Consider the following 18,549-nt stretch of genomic DNA (forward strand, 5'->3'; position numbering starts at 1 on the left):
GGCCACAAGCGGCATGTGCTGCATTACACGCCCGGCGCGTGCTCTTTCTTCGCCGCACGCCGCGCGGCGTACAGACCGAAGACCAGCGCGGCGGCCGCCATGCCCCACCACTGGAACATGTAGCCGTAGTTGCGCTCGACGCCTTCAGTCGGCGCGGGCCAATCGCGCACCAGCTTGTCGCCGTCGTCGCTCAACTGCTGAATCACGAACGATTGCAGCGGCAGACCGGTTTCGGCGGCGTACGCGGCGACGTCCAGATTCTGGCGGATCAGTTGATGCTCGGCCGAGCCGCCCTGCCCCAACTCGTATGCGCGCGAAGCGTCCGCACGAGCAATACCTTCGATTTCGACTTCGCCTTGCGGCGTCGTGTACGGCGCGATGGTTTCGCGATTGTTCATATTGCGCGGCAACCAGCCGCGATTGACCAGCACGTAGCCGCCGTCGGCCAGTTTAAAAGGCATCACGACGTAAAAGCCCGGCTGGTCGTTATACGGACGATTATCGAGGTAGACGACCTTGTCCGCGACGAAACTGCCACGCGCCTTCACGCGATGAAACTCGATGTCCTTCAACTGAACCGGCGCGCCGCTCACCAGCTGCGCGGGCGCATTCTCGAACTGTGTGATCTGCGCTTCGAGCGCTTCCTTCTGATGCGCTCGGTCGCGCTGCCAGAAACCCAGCCGCACCGTCACCACGATCACCAGCAGAATCAGCAGCACGGGAACGAGGCGAAACTTCATCGCGCACGCTCCGACGGCGCCCGCGGCGTCACGGGGAACGCACGGCAAACGCAGGCGCGCGGTGCGATAATAAACATCTTGCCTCTGCGCTTCCTGGTTTCAGCTGGTTCCATGCACATTCTCGTTCCCATCGCCTTCGTCCTGATCATCGCCAGCATGGTGTCGGCGCTGTACTTCATGATGCATGACAAGGGCAAAACCAAGCGGATGGTCTGGTCGCTCGCCACGCGGGTGGGCCTGTCGATCTCGCTGTTCCTGTTCATCCTGTTCGCTCACTGGATGGGCTGGATTCAGTCGACTGGTATTCCTTACGGGCGCTAAGCCCTGCGGAAAAATCTCCACGCCGCCAAACAAAACGCCGCCCTGACAGGGTCGAGGGCGGCGCTGCGTTAAGTCTTACGTACTGCTCATGCGTTGTTGCTCGTGCGCCGCGCCCGGTAGGATCCGGCGCATACGGCCTGCACGTATTCCGAGTTGTCGGTCGGCGCAGGCCAGATTGCGTTACAGCCAGTACACGACGACGTACAGCCCGAGCCACACGACGTCCACAAAGTGCCAATACCAGGCCGCGCCTTCGAACGCGAAGTGATGCTCCGCCGTGAAGTGGCCGCGGATCATACGCACCAGCACGACTGCCAGCATCGTACCGCCGAGGAACACGTGGAAGCCGTGGAAGCCGGTCAACAGGAAGAAGGTCGAACCATACACGCCCGACGACAGCGTCAGATTCAGCTCGTTGTACGCGTGGAAATATTCGAAGCCTTGCAGGAACAGGAAGCAGACGCCGAGCACGAGCGTTGCGGCCAGCCAGATGATCGCCTTCTTGCGATGATCTTCACGCAGCGCATGGTGCGAGACCGTCAGCGTCGCGCCCGAGGAAAGCAGCAGCGCCGTGTTGATGGTCGGCACCGGCCACGGTTGCATCGACTTGAAGGTCGAGACCAGCGCCGCCGGACCGTTGTTCGGCCACACCGCCGAGAAATCCGGCCAGATCAGCTTGTAATCGAGGCTGCCCAGTTGATGTAGCGCGATTTCACGCGCATAGAACAGCGCACCGAAGAACGCACCGAAGAACATCACTTCGGAGAAGATGAACCAGCTCATGCTCCAGCGGTACGACTTGTCGACGTTCTTGCCGTACATGCCGCCTTCCGACTCGGCGATCGCGTCGCCGAACCAGTGCCACAGCGTAAAGAGCAGCCACAACAAACCGGCGACGACGCCGATCGGCGCCCAGTCATGTTCGTTGATCCAGGCCGCAAGCGATCCGAGCATGACCAGCAACCCAGCAGCGGCGCTGATCGGATGCCGCGACGGATGCGGTACGAAATAGTACGGGCTCTCGTTTTGACCGCTCATTCTTGATTCTCCACTTCAGTCCAGTTGTTCCGGAATCTCCGGCTGTATCTTCGGCGGCGCGTCGATACCGCACCGCTTCGCTCTAATTTCTGGGCGCTGCTTCGCCCGATTCTACGCGTGCGCCGGGCGCTTCAACCTACTACGGCGCGCACGATCAGAATCAGCGCCACGATAAAAATGGCCGCGCAGATCAGTGCTGCCGCTATCACGTGCAGCGGGTTCAACTGCGTGGCGTCCGCCTCCAGATCGCGACGCTTGCGCACGCCGAAAAACGACCAGAGCACCGCACGCATCGACTGACCGAAACTGCTTTTGCGCGGGCTGCCGCCGTTATCGCTCATCTCGTTTCTTCTTCCTTCGCCCGCGGCGCGAGCCGTCAGGCGGGATTGGCTGCCGTGGCGGCCACGTTTTTAGCCGCGCCCGTTACCGTATCGGCCGTGGGCGCTGCGCTTCCGGCCGTCGCCGCTGCCGGGGTATTCAACTCGAAGAACGTGTACGACAAAGTGATCGTTTTCACGTCCTTCGGCAACTTCGGATCGACCACGAACACCACCGGCATCCGCTTCGTCTGATTCGCCGTCAAAGTTTGCTGCGTAAAGCAAAAACACTCGATCTTCTTGAAGTACTCGGTGGCCTGCTTCGGCGCGTAGCTCGGAATGGCTTGCGCCTGAATCGTGCGCGCCTGTTCGTTGCTCACCTCGTACATCACCGTCGTCACTTCGCCCGGATGCACGTCGAGACTGCGCTGCTCCGGCTTGAAACCCAGCGGGCCGCGTGCGTTCGCATCGAATTCGATCGAAATCGTGCGGCTCATATCGACCTGCGTATTCTTCGCCTCGCGCACCGTAGCGTCACGCTGCACGAGGTTGTTGATGCCGGTGATCTGACAGATCGCGCGGTACATCGGTATCAGCGCGAAACCGAAACCGAACATCATCAACGCGACGATGAACAGCTTGATCAGCATCGAACGGTTGAAAGAGCGGTCGGCCTGAGCCGGCGGTTGCGTCGACATCTCAATCCTCAACAAACCTGCACACAGACTCGAATCACCTGGTCAGGAAAACCACTTCTGATGAATGATGACGCTCGCGAAAAAGATCGCGGCGATCACGAACATCACCAAACCGATCCGCCGGTTGTCCGCGCGAATCTGCTCGGGAGTACGTCTTTCTTGAGGATTGCGCGTCATGCTCGACTTTCTGGATACTTTTCGTGACTACGGATGCCGCCACGACTTTCGTGACCGCCGGCTCAGGTAACGAACTGCTGTGCTGCCCGAGCCGGCAATCTCACCGTGCGCCGATTACTCGACGGTCGGCGGGTTTTCGAACGTGTGGAACGGAGCCGGGCTCGGCACGGTCCATTCGAGGCCCGTTGCGCCGTCCCAAGGCTTGTCGCCAGCCTTTTCGAGTTCGCCGCCGCCACGATAGGCCGGCAGCGCAACCGCGAACAGGAAGTACACCTGCGCCAGACCGAAGCCGAACGCGCCGATCGAGATGACCTGGTTCCAGTCCGTGAACTGTGCCGGGTAGTCAGCATAACGACGCGGCATGCCTGCGAGACCGACGAAGTGCATCGGCAGGAACGCAAGGTTGAAGAAGAACATCGACGCCCAGAAGTGGATCTTGCCGCGCGTTTCGTTGTACATCCAGCCGGTCCACTTCGGCGCCCAGTAATACCACCCGGAGAACAGCGCGAACAGCGAACCTGCCACCAGCACGTAGTGGAAGTGAGCCACCACAAAGTAAGTACCGTGGTACTGGATGTCGAGCGGCGCCATGGCCAGCATCAGACCCGACAAGCCGCCGAACGTGAACACCAGCAGGAAGCCCACGGCAAACAGCATCGGCGTTTCGAAGCTCAGCGAACCGCGCCACATCGTCGCGACCCAGTTGAACACTTTCACACCCGTCGGCACGGCGATCAGCATGGTCGCGTACATGAAGAACAGCTGCCCCGTTACCGGCATGCCGGTTGCGAACATGTGGTGCGCCCAGACCATGAACGACAGAATCGCGATCGACGAGGTAGCGTAGACCATCGAGCTATAGCCGAACAGCGGCTTGCGCGAGAACGCCGGAATCACCTGCGACACGATCCCGAACGCCGGCAAGATCATGATGTACACCTCGGGGTGCCCGAAGAACCAGAAGATGTGCTGGTACATGACCGGGTCGCCGCCGCCTGCCGCGTTGAAGAACGACGTGCCGAAGTGGCGGTCGAACAGCACCATGGTGATCGCGCCTGCCAGAACCGGCATCACGGCGATCAGCAGGTACGCGGTGATCAGCCACGTCCAGACGAACATCGGCATCTTCATCAGCGTGAGGCCGGGTGCGCGCATGTTCAGGATCGTCACGACGATGTTGATCCCGCCCATGATCGACGAAGCACCCATCAAGTGGACCGCGAAAATCGCGAAGTCCATGCCCGGGCCCATCTGCGTGGACAGCGGCGCGTAGAGCGTCCAGCCCGCAGCGGTCGCGCCGCCCGGCGAGAAGAACGAACCGACCAGCAGGACAGCCGCCACCGGCAGAAGCCAGAAGCTGAAGTTGTTCATGCGGGCAAATGCCATGTCCGATGCGCCGATCTGCAGCGGCACCATCCAGTTCGCGAAGCCGACGAAGGCCGGCATGATCGCGCCGAACACCATGATCAGGCCGTGCATGGTGGTCAACTGGTTGAAGAACTCGGGACGCATGATCTGCAGGCCCGGTTCGAACAGTTCGGCACGGATCATCAGCGCCATCACGCCCCCGGAGAGGAACATGGTGAACGAGAAGATCAGATACAGCGTACCGATGTCCTTGTGATTGGTTGCGAACAGCCAACGGCGCCAGCCATGCGGCGTTTCGTGGGCATGGTCGCCGTGCACGTGTTCGTGGCCTGCGACTACATCGTGTCCGATGCTAGACATGACAATCTCCTAAAGCGAATACTGCGGTGCTGACCATGAACACGTCAGGCAGCCAGGCTGATCTGAACACGCCGGGCTTCTTTCGCGTCACTGCCGCCCGTGATCGTTTCCGGCTTCTTTAAAATAATATGGTCTTCGGCAATGCCGGCTGCTTTCAACGCGTCGCGCACGGCTTCGGCGCGGCTCTTCGCGAGCTTCGCGTTGAGGTCGGCGGAGCCGGTGGCGTCGGTGAAGCCCGACAGCGTGAATTTCGCGTCCGGATGTGCTTTTGCGTAGGCGGCGGCTGCGTCGACTGCCGCTTTCGCGTCGGCCGGCAGCGTGCTCTTGCCGGTGTCGAAGTAGATGCTGGCCGGCAGTGCCGCTTGCGTTGCCGCGCTGTCCGAACCGGCTGCTGCCGGCGCCGACGCTGTTGCCGCTTCCGCGCCCGAGGCGCCGGATGCTGCCGCCCCGCCCGAAGCCGCCGCCGCGCCGCTCGCGGCCGCGCCTGCGTCGGCCAGGTGGTTGCCGCCTTCCGGCAACTTGCCGTTGCGGGCGTCGGCCACTTGCTTCGGCTGGAGAATGTCGCCGGTGTGGTTGCCCCACGAGTTACGTTCGTACGTGACCACCGAAGCGATCTCGACGTCGTTCAGCGTAGGCGCCCACGACGGCATCGCATTCTTGCCCTTCAGCACCAGGCTGACGTGCTCGGCGATTGCGCCGTTGGCGATCTTGCTGCCGTCGAGCGCCGGGAATGCGCCCGCGCCCTTGCCGGTCGGCTGGTGGCAGACCGCGCAGTTCGCTGCGTAGACCTTGCCGCCGCGCTCCATCAGTTCGGCCATCGTGTAGGTCTTGTTCGGATCGTCCTGGCCGGCGGCCATTTTCTTCTTCTGCGTGTCGACCCACTTCGCGTAGTCGTCGGCGGACAGCACCTCGACCACCACCGGCATGAACGCGTGCTCCTTGCCGCACAGCTCGGTACAGAAGCCGCGGAACGTGCCAACCTTGTCAGCCTTGAACCACGTGTCGCGCACGAAGCCGGGAATCGCGTCCTGCTTCACGCCGAAAGCCGGCACGTACCAGGAGTGAACCACGTCGTTCGCGGTGGTGATGATGCGGATTTTCTTGTCGACCGGGACGACCAGCGGATTGTCGACTTCCTGCAGATACGTGGTGGAAATCGGCTCGCGGCCATCGGTTTGCGCACGCGGCGTGGCCAGCGTGGACAGGAAGTTGATGCCCTCGCCCGGGCCCTTCACGTAGTCGTAGCCCCATTTCCACTGGTACCCGGTGACCTTGATGGTGACGTCGGCGTTCGTGGTGTCTTTCATCGCGACCACCGTCCTGGTGGCGGGCAGCGCCATCAGCACGACGATGATGAACGGCACGATCGTCCAGATGATTTCGACGGTAGTGCTTTCGTGGAAGTTGGAAGCTTTGTGGCCTTTCGATTTGCGGTGAGCAAAGATCGAATAGAACATCACGCCGAACACGCCGACGAAGATGACCAGGCAAAGAACCAGCATGAACATGTGGAGGCTGAAGAGCTCCTCAGCGATTTTGGTCGCAGGCGGCTGGAGATTGATCTCGTTGACGGCAGGGCCGCCCGGAACATCGCCCACTGCCAGGGCCGCACCGGCGAAAAGCAGTCCGCTCATCGCCAGCACGCCCATGAGGGCTCGCTTGATTGTTTTCATAGCTTCCTTACCCAAATTTTCCATTCAAACCCTCGACCCCGCTGGCAGGTTGCCTCGCGCTCCCCGTGAACGCCGCGCGGCTTCACACGCCTAACAACGCGTGAGCCACATGCGCAGTTCGCCTGCGAACTGCGCGCGCCGATACTGCGCGAGATGTTGCCCGATCATGATCGTCTGCCCGCGCGAGACCAGTTTGATCCGGTCACGCGGTGTTGCGCCCACCTCGATCCGCACCCAGCGCGGATTGAACTCGAACTGCGTGAGCTGCTCGGCGCTGACCTGCTCGATGACGAGCCGGTTCTGAAACAACCGGATGCGCTCGTAATCCACAGCATGACGCGCATATATGGCAAACGCGATGCCCACCGCCAGCAATTCGATACCGGTGAACGGCAACACCAGCCAGGCGCCGACCAGAACCAGCATGAAAGCAATTGCCAACGAGAACAACGCAAGCGACACGTAGAAATACACGAACTGCCGCGGCGATATCGAACAGTTGCGTTTCATCGTCCAGTCTTTCAGAACCGGTTCTGAATCCGCCAGCAGATCTGATGCTTCCATCGCTGCCTCCCGCCGATTGTCTCCAATCGCCGCCAGCGGTCAATCTTCGCGACCATGATTCCGGCCGTTCGATCACCGCCGCGCTATCTTATCTTGCTGCCCTGTGCCTCGGGCCTGTCGCCCCAAATGTGGGAACTCCGGGCGACAAACTGACGCATTATAGGCGTGATCCATAGCATCCACAAGCAAGCCTCAATTGGCCCACAAGCCAGGCGCGACAAGCCTCCGCGCCGTTTTGACGCACCTTTTGCGCGTCTTTTGAAGCGGTAATTTCAGACATAACAGATGTCCTCTTTTACCGCCTCGGCGATTCCTCATCGATTCCTCACCGATTCCTCGACGAACCTCTTCCGATGTCCTCGATTCGCACGATGCCGTGACCTTCGGCGGTGGTGCGCGGCACGGCTTTCCATGCGTGTCCGTAGATTACTTCGAAGGTCAGCGCGATCGTACCGTCGGCGCGCCGGCGGGCTTCGAGGGCCGCGAGCAAAGCCTTGTGCAGCCGGCGCGCCGCGGCGCCCGACGACGCTTCGCGCTCGAACGGATAGGCGCCCCAGCGGCGCACGTCGGCGAGCAGAGACTGCGGCGATTTATAAGTAATGATGAGGACTTCCTGGTCCATCACGGGGATCTCGAAGCCGCTTTCGACCAACATGTCGCCGAGATCGTGCATGTCGACGAAGTCGATCACATGCTTGCGCGAGGCGACGCCGTGGGCGGCCTCGACTTCGGCGTAGGCGCCGCGCAATTCCTTGAGCGAGTCGGGGCCAAGCGTGCTGAACATCAGCAGGCCGTTGACTTTCAACACGCGCTGCCACTCGGGAAACACGAGATCGGGCCGCGAGTGCCAATGGAGCGCCAGATTGGACCAGATGAATTCGAAGGCGCCCGCCGCGAACGGCAGCGCCGAAAAGTCAGCTTGCGCGAAGCGCGGACCGCGGGCGCCGAGCGCCTTGCCGAGCGACGCCGGCAGAAAGCGCCGCCAGCTCGTGTCGCCGGAATCGTGTTGCAGCGCGCGCGTGAGCATGCCGTGCGACAGATCGGAGCCGAACACCGGCGCTTCGGGAAAGCGCTCGCGCAGAGCGGGAATGTCTTCGCCCGCGCCGCAGCCGGCGTCGAGCACGCTCGCCGGCGTGACCTTGATGAAGTCGAGACGCTCGCGCATACGTTGCGCGATCTCGCGCGGCAGGAACGCGACGTCGTCGAAAGTCGCGGCGCGACGGTCGAAGATCCGCCGGAGGCGCCGGGAATCATAGGCCGGACGGCCTGTTTGAGCGGAAGTTGGGGACATGGGTGTCGTGCTGGCGTGAAGCAGGAAGTATACTCGCTCGCTTCTTTCCATTCAGCGTGAAAGGCCTTCGCGGGCGGTTCCACCGTGCCATTCCGACCCATTTCATCATTTTCCGCCGGCAGATTCGCGCGTTTCGCGAGCGGCTTGCATTCGGCCTGGCCGCGCGTGATGCACGCCGCGTTGCCTAATCTTTGCGCGTTATGCGGCAATTTGTCGCATACGACGCTGTGCGCCGGTTGCGGCGACGCCTACTGGAACGAAAGCCGCATGCGCTGCACCGTCTGCGCGGTGCCGCTGTCCAGTTCGCGCTGGGCTGCGCATATGCAATACCGCTGCGCGGATTGCATCGGCAAACCGCCACCGTTCGACGCGACCTTCGCCCTCGCCGACTACCGTGCGCCGCTCGACACGCTCGCGGTCGGCCTGAAATTTCGCGCCCGCCTGATGCTCGCGCGCGAGTTCGCGCAGCGGCTCGCGCGTCTTGCACAAGATTCCTGGCAGGACTGCGGCGAGTGGCCGGACGTGATCGCGCCCGTGCCGCTTGCCGGGAAACGACTCACCGAGCGCGGCTATAACCAGGCCTGGCAGATCGCCAGGCCGCTGGCTCGCGCGCTGAAGTTACGCAGCGACGGAACCCTGCTGGATCGGGTGATTCACACCGCGCCGCAGTCCCGACTCGATCTCGATGCGCGCCGCCTGAATGTAGGTCGCGCCTTCAAGGTCGCCGGGTCTGTCCGAGGCTTGCACGTCGGCATCGTCGACGATGTGATGACGACCGGCGCCACGCTCGAAGCCTTGGCGCGCGCGCTGAAGGCGGCGGGTGCGCGGCGCGTCACCAACTTCGTCGCGCTACGCACACCAAAAAACTAGTCTCCACCTGAGTTCACCATGTTCAATGTCGTCCTCGTCGAACCGGAAATCCCGCCGAACACCGGCAACGTGATCCGCCTATGCGCCAACACCGGCGCACGGCTGCATCTGATCGAGCCGCTCGGCTTTCCGCTGGACGACGCCAAGTTGCGCCGCGCGGGCCTCGACTATCACGAATATGCGCAAATGAACGTGCATGCCGATTGGGCGGCGTTCATCGCCAAGGAGTCGCCGGATCCGGCGCGCATGTTCGCCTTCACCACGCGCGGCTCGGGCCGCTTTCACGAGCACACGTTTCAATCCGGCGACTGGTTCGTGTTCGGCGCCGAAACGCGCGGCCTCCCCGACTCGGTGCTCGACCAGTTCGCCAACCAGCAACGCGTGCGCCTGCCCATGCGGCCGGGCAACCGCAGCCTGAATCTGTCGAATACCGTCGCGATCGTGGTGTTCGAAGCGTGGCGTCAGACCGGTTTCGAAGGCGGCGCCTGACGGCGTTTCAATTCGGCCTCGTAGCGCGCGAACATGGCGTCGTCGAAACAGGCGAATACCACTTGTTCGATTTGCGGCGTGCGCGGCAGCGTGTCCAGCACCGTGCCGACCGCAATCCTCACGGCCTGATCAGCGGGGAAGTGGTAAATGCCGCAACTGATCGCGGGAAACGCAATGCTTTTGCACTGCGCCTCGCGCGCCACCTCGAGCGAGCGCTGATAGCAGGAGGCCAGCAAGTCGGCCTCGCCATGCGCCCCGCCGCGCCAAACCGGGCCAACTGCGTGAATCACGTGTTTGGCCGGCAAACGATAGCCGGCGGTCAGCTTCGCGTCGCCGGTCGCGCAGCCGCCGAGCGTCTCGCACTCGCGCACCAACTCCTTGCCGGCCGCGCGATGAATCGCGCCGTCCACGCCGCCTCCGCCCAACAACGACGTGTTCGCGGCGTTGACGATCGCATCCACGGCGAGCGTGGTGATGTCGACCACGCGTGCTTCCAGCGTGCAACGATTGAATCTGAGCATGGGAACCTCACTGATCCGAAGCGTCGATAAAACGTGGACAGCGAGAGGGGGCAGCCGTTCAGCGCTTTTACGCGCTAAACGGCTGAAGAAAAGGCTTACTCAGCTTTGGAGTCGCGCCGCAACAGGGCGCTGACGGCGTCGCGCGGCGCCACACCGTCGAACAGCACGGCGCAGACCGCTTGTGTGATCGGCATCTCGATGGCGTGCGCGCGAGCGATCGCGAGCACGGCTTGCGCGCAACGCACGCCTTCGGCCACGTGACCAAGGGCGCCGAGAATATCGTCGAGCGTGCGGCCCGCAGCAAGCTGCAGACCCACCGTGCGATTGCGCGACAGATCGCCGGTTGCGGTCAGAATCAGATCGCCCAAGCCGGTCAAACCGGTGAACGTTTCCGCGCGTCCGCCAAGCGTCACGCCGAGGCGCGACATTTCGGCGAGACCGCGCGTGATCAGCGCCGCACGTGCGTTGAGACCGAGGCCGAGGCCGTCGGCGATGCCCGTTGCGATGGCGAGCACGTTTTTCACCGCACCACCCACTTCCACGCCGACGACGTCGTCGCCGGTATAGATGCGCATGGCGCCGTGATGAAACGCGGCGACCGTGCGCTCGCGGCACGCCGCCGACGCGCTCGCGATCGTCAGCGCGACCGGCAGCCCCTGGCCGACTTCGCGCGCGAAGCTCGGACCCGAGAGCACACCGTTGCTCTTGTGTTCCGGCAGTTCGGCCGCGACCACCTGATGCGGCATCAACTGCGAATCGGCTTCGAAACCTTTGCACAACCACACCACATGCGCCGGCACTTTGCCCGCGTCGCGCATCGCCCGAAACAGACCGCGCAGTCCGGCCACGGGCGTCGCCACGACGCATAACGCGTCGTCGGCGAGCGCATGGTTCAGCGCTGCGGTGAGATCGGCTTCATAGCGAAGCGAAGGCGGCAAAGCAACGCCCGCCAGGTAGCGGGCGTTTTCGTGCGAAGCGGAGAGATCGGCAACGAGCGCGGGCTCGCGCGCCCACAACAGCGTGTCGTGCTTGACGGCCAGATGGCCGGCGAGGGCTGTGCCCCATGCGCCGGCGCCGAGGACAGCAACCTTCATAGCCGGCACTGCCTGCGGCACTTTAGTGCGTGACGCCGTTCTGCGCCGCGCCGTCCTGGCCACCCATCTGCGCGAGACGTTGCTCGTACAGCGCCTGGAAGTTGATCTCGGCGAGGTGGATCGGCGGGAAACCGGCGCGGGTGATCGCGTCGGCGATGTTCGAGCGCAGGTACGGGAACAGGATGGTCGGGCAGGCAATGCCGACCAGCGGGTCGATCTGCTCAGCCGGAATGTTGCGGATGTCGAAAATGCCGGCTTGCTTGGCTTCGATCAGGAACGCCACCTTGTCCGACACCTTGGCCGTGACCGTGCCCGTGACGAGGATCTCGAACACGGTGTCGGCGAGGCGCTCGGCCTTCACGTCGACTTCGACTTCGACCGAGGGCATTTCCTGCTCGAGGAAGATGCCCGGCGAATTCGGCTGCTCGAGCGACATGTCCTTCAGATAGATGCGCTGGATGTTGAAGAACGGCTGGTTATTCTCGTCGGACATGATGAAGTGATTCCCTGATAGGTATGCATACCGGCGGCCCATGCCTGCATGGGCCGCCAGATCGTTGCGGCGCTTCGCCCGCTCTGAGGGGGCGAAGCGCCGGCTTGTGGTTCACCCGCGTTCATGCGCCCCTGGGCGCGCGAATTCAGGCGGTTGCTTCGAGCAGCGGCATCAAACCGCCCGCGCGATCGAGCGCGGAGAGGTCATCGTACCCGCCCACATGCGTCTCGCCGATGAACACTTGCGGCACCGTGCGGCGACCGGTCCGGGTCATCATTTCCTCACGACGGGCCGGGTCTTTGTCGATCAGTACCTTTTCAACGTGCTCGACGCCGCGCGACTTTAAAAGACGTTCGGCCATCTGGCAATACGGGCACACCTGGGTGCTGTACATGATCACTTTGTTCACTTGGCTGCTCCTTGTTTCACAACCGGCATACCGGCTTTCTGCCAGGCGTCGACACCGCCTTCGAGAACATGGACTTCCGCGTAACCTGCATCCTGCACGATACGCGCTGCCTTGTTCGACTGCTGGCCGGTCTGGCATACCAGCAGCACCGGGTTGCTCTTGTTCTTCACGAGTTGCGCGACTTTCGCCTGCAACTCTGCAAATTCAAGGTGCCGTGCCGCGGGCAAATGCCCTTTGGCGTAGTCGGCGGACGGACGCAGATCGATGACCGCCGCATTGCGCCGGTTGATCAGTTGCGTGGCTTCAGCGGCCGACAGGCCGCCGCGGCCGCGCCGGCTGATCGTCGGCCACAGCAGCAACCCACCGGAGATGAGGACGATCGCGATCAGTACAAGGTTTGTGTAATCAGTGAAAAACTTCACGGAAAATCCGCCGAAAAAGAGAGAAATCGAAAAGGGCAATCCAGCCATTATAAAATAACCGTCTGACGCGATGGCGGCGCTCCTTCAGAGGACCCCGCGCAGCGCTTTACCGCTTCCTCACTACCGACCGGCAACCTCATGTACAAACTCGTTCTCATCCGCCACGGCGAATCGACGTGGAACAAGGAAAACCGCTTCACGGGCTGGGTCGACGTCGACCTCACGGAGCAGGGCAACAACGAAGCCCAGCAAGCCGGCGTGCTGCTGAAGGAATCGGGCTACACGTTCGACATCGCCTACACGTCGGTGCTCAAGCGCGCGATCCGCACCTTGTGGCACGTGCAGGACAAAATGGATCTGATGTACCTGCCGGTAGTGCATTCGTGGCGTCTGAACGAACGCCACTACGGCGCGTTGTCGGGTCTGAACAAGGCGGAAACCGCCGCCAAGTTCGGTGACGAACAGGTGCTGGTCTGGCGCCGCAGCTACGACACGCCGCCGCCGGCGCTGGAGCCGACGGACGACCGCGCGCCCTATAACGATCCGCGTTACGCCAAGGTGCCGCGCGAGCAACTGCCGCTCACCGAGTGCCTGAAAGACACGGTCGCGCGCGTTCTGCCCCTGTGGAACGAGTCGATCGCGCCGGCTATCAAATCGGGCCGCAAGGTCGTGATCGCCGCGCACGGCAACTCGATCCGCGCGCTGGTGAAGTACCTCGACAATATTTCGGACGACGACATCGTCGGCCTGAACATTCCGAACGGCGTGCCGCTCGTCTATGAACTCGACGAAGACCTGAAGCCCATCAAGCACTACTATCTGGGCGACCAGGAAGCGATCGCCAAGGCACAGGCCGCCGTTGCCAAACAAGGCAAGGCTGGCTGATCTGCCATGTTGCCGCCATGCTGCCGTCAGAAATGCGGCGCCATGGCGTGGCGGCCCACGGGCCGCGCTGACCGGCAGGACGTGCCGGGCAGCGCGGCTCGCTTCATTCGCGCGCGCCGTTCTGGCCGCCATCCGTCCGTTACGGCACATTACTTCCTCGTTGTGCGCGCAATCCAACGAACCAGGCCCGGCGCGTGCTGTCGAATCACGATTGCCTGCGCCGCGCCCTGACTTGGCGGGTGTGCAGTTATACTTGTCCGTCCCCATCTCTATCGACGCTGCCACGCGCTTCCGACCGCAACAGACTCTATGCGAAAGAACCTGAAAAATATCGGCCTGATTGCCGCGGGCCTTGCTACCGGCGTATTTGCCACCCTGCAACTCTCGGCTTCAGCCCAGCAACCCGCCAGCGCAGCGTCGAACGCTGTTGCTCCGCTGCCGCTGGACCAACTCAGGCTCTTTGCCGAAGTCTTCGGGCAAATCAAGCACGAATACGTCGAGCCGGTCGACGATAAAAAGCTTCTCACCGCCGCCATCAAGGGCATGGTGTCGAGCCTCGACCCGCACTCGTCGTATCTCGACAAGACCGATTACGAGGAACTGCAGGAGCAGACCAAGGGTCGCTTCGCCGGCCTCGGCATCGAAATTTCTTCTGAAGACGGCCTGATCAAGGTGATTTCGCCGATCGAGGACACGCCCGCGTTCCGCGCCGGCATTCGTCCGGGCGACCTGATCACGCGTATCAACGACAAACCCGTGCGCGGCATGACGCTCGACCAGGCAGTCAAGCAGATGCGCGGCGACCCGGGCACCAAGGTCACGCTCACCATCTTCCGCAAGACCGACGACCGCACGTTCCCGCTCACCGTGACGCGCGCGATCATCAAGGTCCAGTCGGTCAAGATGAAGATCCTCGCGCCGGGCTACGCCTATGTGCGGATCACCAGCTTCCAGGAACGCACCACGCCTGATCTCGCAGCCAAACTGCAAGACATCGCGCGTCAGCAGCCGAATCTGAAGGGCCTCGTGCTCGACCTGCGCAACAACGGCGGCGGCCTGCTGCAAAGTGCGGTCGGCGTGGCCGGCGCGTTCCTGCCGCCGAATTCGGTTGTGGTCTCCACCAACGGCCAGATTCCGGATTCGAAACAGGTCTATCGCGACACCTACGACAACTACCGCCTGCAATCCTTCGACAGCGATCCGCTGAAGGACGAAGCGCCGATCTTCAAGACCGTGCCGATGATCGTGCTGACCAACGCATACTCCGCGTCGGCGTCGGAAATCGTCGCGGGCGCGCTGCAGGACCAACATCGTGCGCTGATCGTCGGCAAGACCACCTTCGGCAAGGGTTCCGTGCAAACGGTTCGCCCCATGACGGCCGAAACCGCGCTGCGTCTGACCACGGCGTACTACTACACGCCGAGCGGCAGGTCGATCCAGAACAAGGGCATCCGTCCTGACGTCGCGGTCGATCAATACGCGGAAGGCGATCCGGACGACGCACTCGTCACCCGCGAAGTCGACTACACGAATCACCTTGCGAACACGCAAGACCCGAACGAGAAGAAGGAAACGGAACAGCGCGAACAAGAACGCATGGACCAATTGCGCCAGCTTGAAGAGCAGAACGATAAGAAGACGCCGGAACAGCGTCAGAAGGATCGTGAGCGCAAGCCGGTGGAATTCGGTTCGGCCGACGACTTCATGCTGCAACAGGCTCTGAACAAGCTGGAAGGCAAGCCGGTGCAGGAATCGAAGTCGCTGACCGAGCGTCGTCTGGCGCAGAACAAGCCGGCCACGTCGGCGTCCGCGCCGGTCGCGGTGAAACCGACGCAACCGGTGCCGGGTGCATCGGCGCCTGCTTCGAAAAGCAACTAAGCAGCAAGCCTGACGTGTCTTCGCAGCGAAACATGCTGCGAAGACACGCTGTCATACCCAGCATCAGCAAGAACACCCGCTCCCGGCGCGATTAAAATATCCACAACGCGCACGGCAGGCCCATTCGGTCCTGCATCGCATCGCGCGATACCTACACGCGCCCCGCCATGAACGACGATCAACTCCTTCGCTATTCCCGCCACATCCTCGTCGATGAAATCGGTATCGAGGCGCAGCAGCGCTTTCTCGATGCGCATGCGATCGTCGTCGGCGCGGGCGGCCTGGGTTCGCCCGCGGCGATGTATCTGGCGGCGGCCGGCGTCGGCCGTTTGACGCTGGTCGACGCCGATACGGTCGACCTGACCAATCTGCAGCGGCAAATCCTGCACGTGACCGCATCGGTCGGACGCAAGAAGGTCGAGTCCGGGCGCGACGCGATCGCGCGGATCAATCCCGAAGTCCTGGTGGACGCGGTGGCCGAGCGCGTCGACGACGCGTGGCTCGACGCGCACGTGCCACACGCGAGCGTCGTGCTCGATTGCACCGATAACTTTGCCACGCGCCATGCGATCAACCGCGCCTGCGTGAAGCACGGCGTGCCGCTGGTGTCGGGCGCGGCGTTGCGCTTCGACGGCCAGATCAGCACCTTTGATTTCCGCGATGAAGCGTCGCCTTGCTACGCCTGCGTGTTTCCCGAAGACCAGCCGTTCGAGGAAGTCGCATGTTCGACTATGGGCGTGTTCGCGCCGACGGTCGGCATCGTCGGTTCGATGCAGGCCGCCGAAGCGCTCAAGGTGATCGGTGCGATCGGCACGCCATTGCTCGGCCGCCTGATGATGCTCGATTCGCTGCGGATGGAGTGGACCACGATGCGCATCGCGCGCCAACCGGATTGCCCGGTGTGCGGGCAGACGCAGCTCACCTGACGCCAGTCTCTCAACCGCACGCCGAAATAGAAACGCCGCCCCATGGGCGGCGTTTCTTCACCTGATGACCAAGCGAACGCGGCGACTCAGGCCAGCATCACGCGCTTCAGCGCAGCCTGCACTTCTTCCGGTTCGAACGAAGCCAGCACATCGGCCACCGGCTTCTCCAGCGTCTTCAGATGCGAGCGCAGCACTTCCTGCTTCACTACCAGCAACTGGCTCGGATGCATCGAAAACTCGGTGAGGCCCATGCCGAGCAAGAGACGCGTCATCGCCGGATCCCCCGCCATCTCACCGCACACCGAGACCGGCACGCCCGCCCGCTTCGCTTCGCGCAGCGTGAACGCAATCAGATGCAGCACCGCCGGATGCAGCGGGTCATACAGATGCGCGACCGAGTTGTCCGCGCGATCGATCGCAAGCGTGTACTGGATCAAATCGTTGGTACCGATCGACAGAAAATCGAGCCGCTTCAGGAACAGAGGCAAAGCGATAGCGGCGGCCGGAATCTCGATCATCGCGCCGACCTGCACGTTCGGATCGTAGGCCATACCCGCGTCATCGAGCTGACGCTTGGCTTCGCGGATCAGATCGAGCGTCTGGTCGATTTCCTGCGCGTGCGCGAGCATCGGAATCAGAATCTTCACCGAGCCGAACGCCGACGCGCGCAGAATCGCGCGCAATTGCGTGAGGAACATTTGCGGCTCGGAAAGGCTCCAGCGAATCGCTCTCAGCCCCAGGGCCGGGTTCGCGGCGGTTTCATAACCGTCGCCCCCGCTCATCGAATCGAGCGGCTTGTCGGCACCCACGTCGATCGTGCGGATGGTGACCGGCAGTCCGTTCATCAGTTCGACCGCGCGACGGTACGCGCCGAACTGCTCCTCCTCTTCCGGCAGGCGGTCCTTGTGATTCATGAACAGGAACTCGGTGCGGAACAGGCCGACGCCCGTCGCACCGGCGTCGATCGCGGCGCGCGCGTCGTCCGGCAACTCGATGTTCGCGCACAGTTCGATGCGGGTGCCGCACAGCGTCTGCGTGGGCGAAAACTTCAGCCGCTGCAGCTTACGCTGCTCGAGCGCTTTCTCACTCTGCCGATACGAATACTCTTCCAGCACGATCGGCGCAGGGTCGACGATCACAATGCCATGATCGCCGTCGACGATAATCAGGTCGTCCTGGCGAATCAGCGCGCTCGCGTGCTGCACGCCGACCGCCGCCGGAATACCCAGGCTGCGCGCGACGATCGCCGTGTGCGAAGTGCGGCCGCCGAGGTCCGTGACGAAACCCTGAAACGTCTGGGTCTTGAACTGCATCATGTCGGCCGGTGCGATGTCGTGCGCGACCACGATCATTTCGTCGCACGCGCCGTGCACCCCGTCGGCCAGCGCTACCGACGCCCCGGCGAGCGCCTTCAGCACGCGCTCCACCACCTGTTCGATGTCGGCTTTGCGCTCGCGCAGGTACTCGTCTTCGATATCGTCGAAATGGCGCGACAGGCGCTCGAGCTGTTCGGTCAGCGCCCACTCCACGTTGTAGCGGCGTGTGCGGATCAGGTCGAAGGTTTCCTGCACGAGCATTGCATCGTTCAGGATCATTGAATGAACGTTGATGAACGCGCCCATTTCACTGGGTGCGTCCGCGGCGAGATCGGCACGCAGCGTTTCGAGCTCGTAATGCACGTGTTGCTGGGCCGTGCGAAAGCGCTCGATCTCGCTCTCGATCTGGGCGGGTTCGATCAGATAGTGGTCTACGTCAAGTGCAGCCGGGGCGATCAGATAAGCCCGCCCGATGGCGATACCGCGTGACACGGGAATTCCATGCAGCGTGAAGGACACGCGCACCTCCTCTAGTTGTGTGATGCCGCGGCAAACCGCTGCAATGCTCTCAGACACTGTCCGTCATTATAAATTCCACGCCCTATGAAGGTACGCCAAGGCTGTGTGCAGTGCAGCACGAAAAACCGTAAGCAGCCGTTGCGCTGCGCCTTCCTCCGTCTCGCGCTTCGCGCGGCGCGA

21 protein-coding genes are annotated in these 18,549 nt (G+C 62.7%); 6 read left to right on the forward strand and 15 right to left on the reverse strand.

The features are described 5' to 3' along the window. Window positions 1-23: 23 nt before the first annotated feature. Complete coding sequence (locus B0G75_RS06370) at window positions 24-740, reverse strand: SURF1 family protein (protein ID WP_106302179.1); 717 nt, start codon at window positions 738-740, stop codon at window positions 24-26. Window positions 741-851: 111 nt separating this feature from the next. On the opposite strand from B0G75_RS06370, the gene B0G75_RS06375 reads away from it, so the two are divergent. Beyond that, entirely contained in the window at window positions 852-1,061 is a 210-nt protein-coding gene (locus B0G75_RS06375) for a twin transmembrane helix small protein (protein WP_007179452.1), read from the forward strand. A gap of 180 nt (window positions 1,062-1,241) precedes the next feature. On the opposite strand, the gene B0G75_RS06380 is transcribed toward B0G75_RS06375, so the two are convergent. The 8 genes from B0G75_RS06380 to B0G75_RS06410 all read right to left on the reverse strand — a co-directional run bounded on the left by B0G75_RS06380 (window position 1,242) and on the right by B0G75_RS06410 (window position 8,547). Continuing rightward, window positions 1,242-2,099: a cytochrome c oxidase subunit 3 gene (locus B0G75_RS06380; RefSeq protein WP_012431613.1), complete on the reverse strand. Its 858-nt coding sequence runs from the start codon at window positions 2,097-2,099 to the stop codon at window positions 1,242-1,244. A 131-nt stretch (window positions 2,100-2,230) separates the two neighbouring features. After that, window positions 2,231-2,440 carry a DUF2970 domain-containing protein gene (locus B0G75_RS06385; RefSeq protein WP_012431612.1) on the reverse strand — a complete coding sequence of 70 codons (210 nt, stop codon included), beginning with the start codon at window positions 2,438-2,440 and terminating at the stop codon, window positions 2,231-2,233. Between the two features lie 35 nt (window positions 2,441-2,475). Beyond that, window positions 2,476-3,114 carry a cytochrome c oxidase assembly protein gene (locus tag B0G75_RS06390; protein ID WP_106302182.1) on the reverse strand — a complete coding sequence of 213 codons (639 nt, stop codon included), beginning with the start codon at window positions 3,112-3,114 and terminating at the stop codon, window positions 2,476-2,478. Between the two features lie 42 nt (window positions 3,115-3,156). Next, window positions 3,157-3,291: a cytochrome oxidase small assembly protein gene (locus B0G75_RS41020; protein WP_219908267.1), complete on the reverse strand. Its 135-nt coding sequence runs from the start codon at window positions 3,289-3,291 to the stop codon at window positions 3,157-3,159. Between the two features lie 114 nt (window positions 3,292-3,405). Next, entirely contained in the window at window positions 3,406-5,019 is a 1,614-nt protein-coding gene (gene ctaD / locus B0G75_RS06395; RefSeq protein ID WP_091796860.1) for a cytochrome c oxidase subunit I, read from the reverse strand. A 44-nt stretch (window positions 5,020-5,063) separates the two neighbouring features. Next, on the reverse strand, window positions 5,064-6,716 hold the full coding sequence (gene coxB / locus B0G75_RS06400; RefSeq protein ID WP_106302185.1) for a cytochrome c oxidase subunit II: 1,653 nt from the start codon (window positions 6,714-6,716) through the stop codon (window positions 5,064-5,066). Window positions 6,717-6,782: 66 nt separating this feature from the next. After that, entirely contained in the window at window positions 6,783-7,256 is a 474-nt protein-coding gene (locus B0G75_RS06405; protein WP_106302188.1) for a DUF2244 domain-containing protein, read from the reverse strand. Between the two features lie 325 nt (window positions 7,257-7,581). Further along, the gene (locus tag B0G75_RS06410) at window positions 7,582-8,547 is read right to left on the reverse strand and encodes a methyltransferase domain-containing protein (RefSeq protein ID WP_106302191.1); all 966 of its coding nucleotides are present in this window, start codon (window positions 8,545-8,547) and stop codon (window positions 7,582-7,584) included. 168 nt (window positions 8,548-8,715) lie between these two features. Here B0G75_RS06410 and B0G75_RS06415 point away from each other — a divergent pair, with 168 nt between their 5' ends. Together B0G75_RS06415 and trmL are read left to right on the forward strand one after the other, a co-directional pair. Further along, window positions 8,716-9,417: a ComF family protein gene (locus tag B0G75_RS06415; protein ID WP_106303612.1), complete on the forward strand. Its 702-nt coding sequence runs from the start codon at window positions 8,716-8,718 to the stop codon at window positions 9,415-9,417. 18 nt (window positions 9,418-9,435) lie between these two features. Further along, entirely contained in the window at window positions 9,436-9,906 is a 471-nt protein-coding gene (trmL, locus tag B0G75_RS06420) for a tRNA (uridine(34)/cytosine(34)/5-carboxymethylaminomethyluridine(34)-2'-O)-methyltransferase TrmL (RefSeq protein WP_106302194.1), read from the forward strand. Here the strand turns inward: trmL and B0G75_RS06425 are convergent. The 5 genes from B0G75_RS06425 to B0G75_RS06445 form a co-directional block, all read right to left on the reverse strand. Beyond that, window positions 9,879-10,427, reverse strand: a complete 549-nt coding sequence (locus B0G75_RS06425) for an O-acetyl-ADP-ribose deacetylase (RefSeq protein ID WP_106302196.1) — start codon at window positions 10,425-10,427, stop codon at window positions 9,879-9,881. The genes trmL and B0G75_RS06425 overlap by 28 nt on opposite strands. A gap of 95 nt (window positions 10,428-10,522) precedes the next feature. Further along, window positions 10,523-11,521 (reverse strand): NAD(P)H-dependent glycerol-3-phosphate dehydrogenase, encoded by a 999-nt coding sequence (locus B0G75_RS06430; RefSeq protein ID WP_106302199.1) that lies wholly within the window; start codon window positions 11,519-11,521, stop codon window positions 10,523-10,525. Window positions 11,522-11,543: 22 nt separating this feature from the next. Continuing rightward, window positions 11,544-12,014, reverse strand: a complete 471-nt coding sequence (gene secB, locus B0G75_RS06435) for a protein-export chaperone SecB (protein WP_007179465.1) — start codon at window positions 12,012-12,014, stop codon at window positions 11,544-11,546. Between the two features lie 145 nt (window positions 12,015-12,159). Beyond that, window positions 12,160-12,423 (reverse strand): glutaredoxin 3, encoded by a 264-nt coding sequence (gene grxC, locus B0G75_RS06440; RefSeq protein ID WP_007179466.1) that lies wholly within the window; start codon window positions 12,421-12,423, stop codon window positions 12,160-12,162. Further along, entirely contained in the window at window positions 12,420-12,845 is a 426-nt protein-coding gene (locus tag B0G75_RS06445; protein WP_012431601.1) for a rhodanese-like domain-containing protein, read from the reverse strand. The genes grxC and B0G75_RS06445 overlap by 4 nt, the downstream gene beginning before the upstream one ends. A 138-nt stretch (window positions 12,846-12,983) precedes the next feature. On the opposite strand from B0G75_RS06445, the gene gpmA reads away from it, so the two are divergent. The 3 genes from gpmA to B0G75_RS06460 all read left to right on the forward strand — a co-directional run bounded on the left by gpmA (window position 12,984) and on the right by B0G75_RS06460 (window position 16,534). Continuing rightward, entirely contained in the window at window positions 12,984-13,730 is a 747-nt protein-coding gene (gene gpmA / locus B0G75_RS06450) for a 2,3-diphosphoglycerate-dependent phosphoglycerate mutase (protein WP_012431600.1), read from the forward strand. A gap of 309 nt (window positions 13,731-14,039) precedes the next feature. Beyond that, window positions 14,040-15,608: a S41 family peptidase gene (locus B0G75_RS06455; protein ID WP_106302202.1), complete on the forward strand. Its 1,569-nt coding sequence runs from the start codon at window positions 14,040-14,042 to the stop codon at window positions 15,606-15,608. Between the two features lie 167 nt (window positions 15,609-15,775). Further along, window positions 15,776-16,534 carry a molybdopterin-synthase adenylyltransferase MoeB gene (locus B0G75_RS06460; protein ID WP_106302205.1) on the forward strand — a complete coding sequence of 253 codons (759 nt, stop codon included), beginning with the start codon at window positions 15,776-15,778 and terminating at the stop codon, window positions 16,532-16,534. Window positions 16,535-16,620: 86 nt separating this feature from the next. Here B0G75_RS06460 and ptsP read toward each other — a convergent pair whose 3' ends face one another. Next, on the reverse strand, window positions 16,621-18,369 hold the full coding sequence (gene ptsP / locus B0G75_RS06465; protein ID WP_106302208.1) for a phosphoenolpyruvate--protein phosphotransferase: 1,749 nt from the start codon (window positions 18,367-18,369) through the stop codon (window positions 16,621-16,623). Window positions 18,370-18,549: the final 180 nt, after the last annotated feature.

The sequence above is a fragment of the Paraburkholderia sp. BL18I3N2 genome (genome assembly GCF_003001875.1).
Classification (GTDB): domain Bacteria; phylum Pseudomonadota; class Gammaproteobacteria; order Burkholderiales; family Burkholderiaceae; genus Paraburkholderia; species Paraburkholderia phytofirmans.

Excerpts from the sequence above, each read along its gene's own strand:
- B0G75_RS06370 (WP_106302179.1), bottom strand. The coding sequence starts at position 740 with ATGAAGTTTCGCCTCGTTCCCGTGCTGCTGATTCTGCTGGTGATCGTG.
- B0G75_RS06375 (WP_007179452.1), top strand. The coding sequence starts at position 852 with ATGCACATTCTCGTTCCCATCGCCTTCGTCCTGATCATCGCCAGCATG.
- B0G75_RS06380 (WP_012431613.1), bottom strand. The coding sequence starts at position 2,099 with ATGAGCGGTCAAAACGAGAGCCCGTACTATTTCGTACCGCATCCGTCG.
- B0G75_RS06385 (WP_012431612.1), bottom strand. The coding sequence starts at position 2,440 with ATGAGCGATAACGGCGGCAGCCCGCGCAAAAGCAGTTTCGGTCAGTCG.
- B0G75_RS06390 (WP_106302182.1), bottom strand. The coding sequence starts at position 3,114 with ATGTCGACGCAACCGCCGGCTCAGGCCGACCGCTCTTTCAACCGTTCG.
- B0G75_RS41020 (WP_219908267.1), bottom strand. The coding sequence starts at position 3,291 with ATGACGCGCAATCCTCAAGAAAGACGTACTCCCGAGCAGATTCGCGCG.
- ctaD (WP_091796860.1), bottom strand. The coding sequence starts at position 5,019 with ATGTCTAGCATCGGACACGATGTAGTCGCAGGCCACGAACACGTGCAC.
- coxB (WP_106302185.1), bottom strand. The coding sequence starts at position 6,716 with ATGGAAAATTTGGGTAAGGAAGCTATGAAAACAATCAAGCGAGCCCTC.
- B0G75_RS06405 (WP_106302188.1), bottom strand. The coding sequence starts at position 7,256 with ATGGAAGCATCAGATCTGCTGGCGGATTCAGAACCGGTTCTGAAAGAC.
- B0G75_RS06410 (WP_106302191.1), bottom strand. The coding sequence starts at position 8,547 with ATGTCCCCAACTTCCGCTCAAACAGGCCGTCCGGCCTATGATTCCCGG.
- B0G75_RS06415 (WP_106303612.1), top strand. The coding sequence starts at position 8,716 with ATGCACGCCGCGTTGCCTAATCTTTGCGCGTTATGCGGCAATTTGTCG.
- trmL (WP_106302194.1), top strand. The coding sequence starts at position 9,436 with ATGTTCAATGTCGTCCTCGTCGAACCGGAAATCCCGCCGAACACCGGC.
- B0G75_RS06425 (WP_106302196.1), bottom strand. The coding sequence starts at position 10,427 with ATGCTCAGATTCAATCGTTGCACGCTGGAAGCACGCGTGGTCGACATC.
- B0G75_RS06430 (WP_106302199.1), bottom strand. The coding sequence starts at position 11,521 with ATGAAGGTTGCTGTCCTCGGCGCCGGCGCATGGGGCACAGCCCTCGCC.
- secB (WP_007179465.1), bottom strand. The coding sequence starts at position 12,014 with ATGTCCGACGAGAATAACCAGCCGTTCTTCAACATCCAGCGCATCTAT.
- gpmA (WP_012431600.1), top strand. The coding sequence starts at position 12,984 with ATGTACAAACTCGTTCTCATCCGCCACGGCGAATCGACGTGGAACAAG.
- B0G75_RS06455 (WP_106302202.1), top strand. The coding sequence starts at position 14,040 with ATGCGAAAGAACCTGAAAAATATCGGCCTGATTGCCGCGGGCCTTGCT.
- B0G75_RS06460 (WP_106302205.1), top strand. The coding sequence starts at position 15,776 with ATGAACGACGATCAACTCCTTCGCTATTCCCGCCACATCCTCGTCGAT.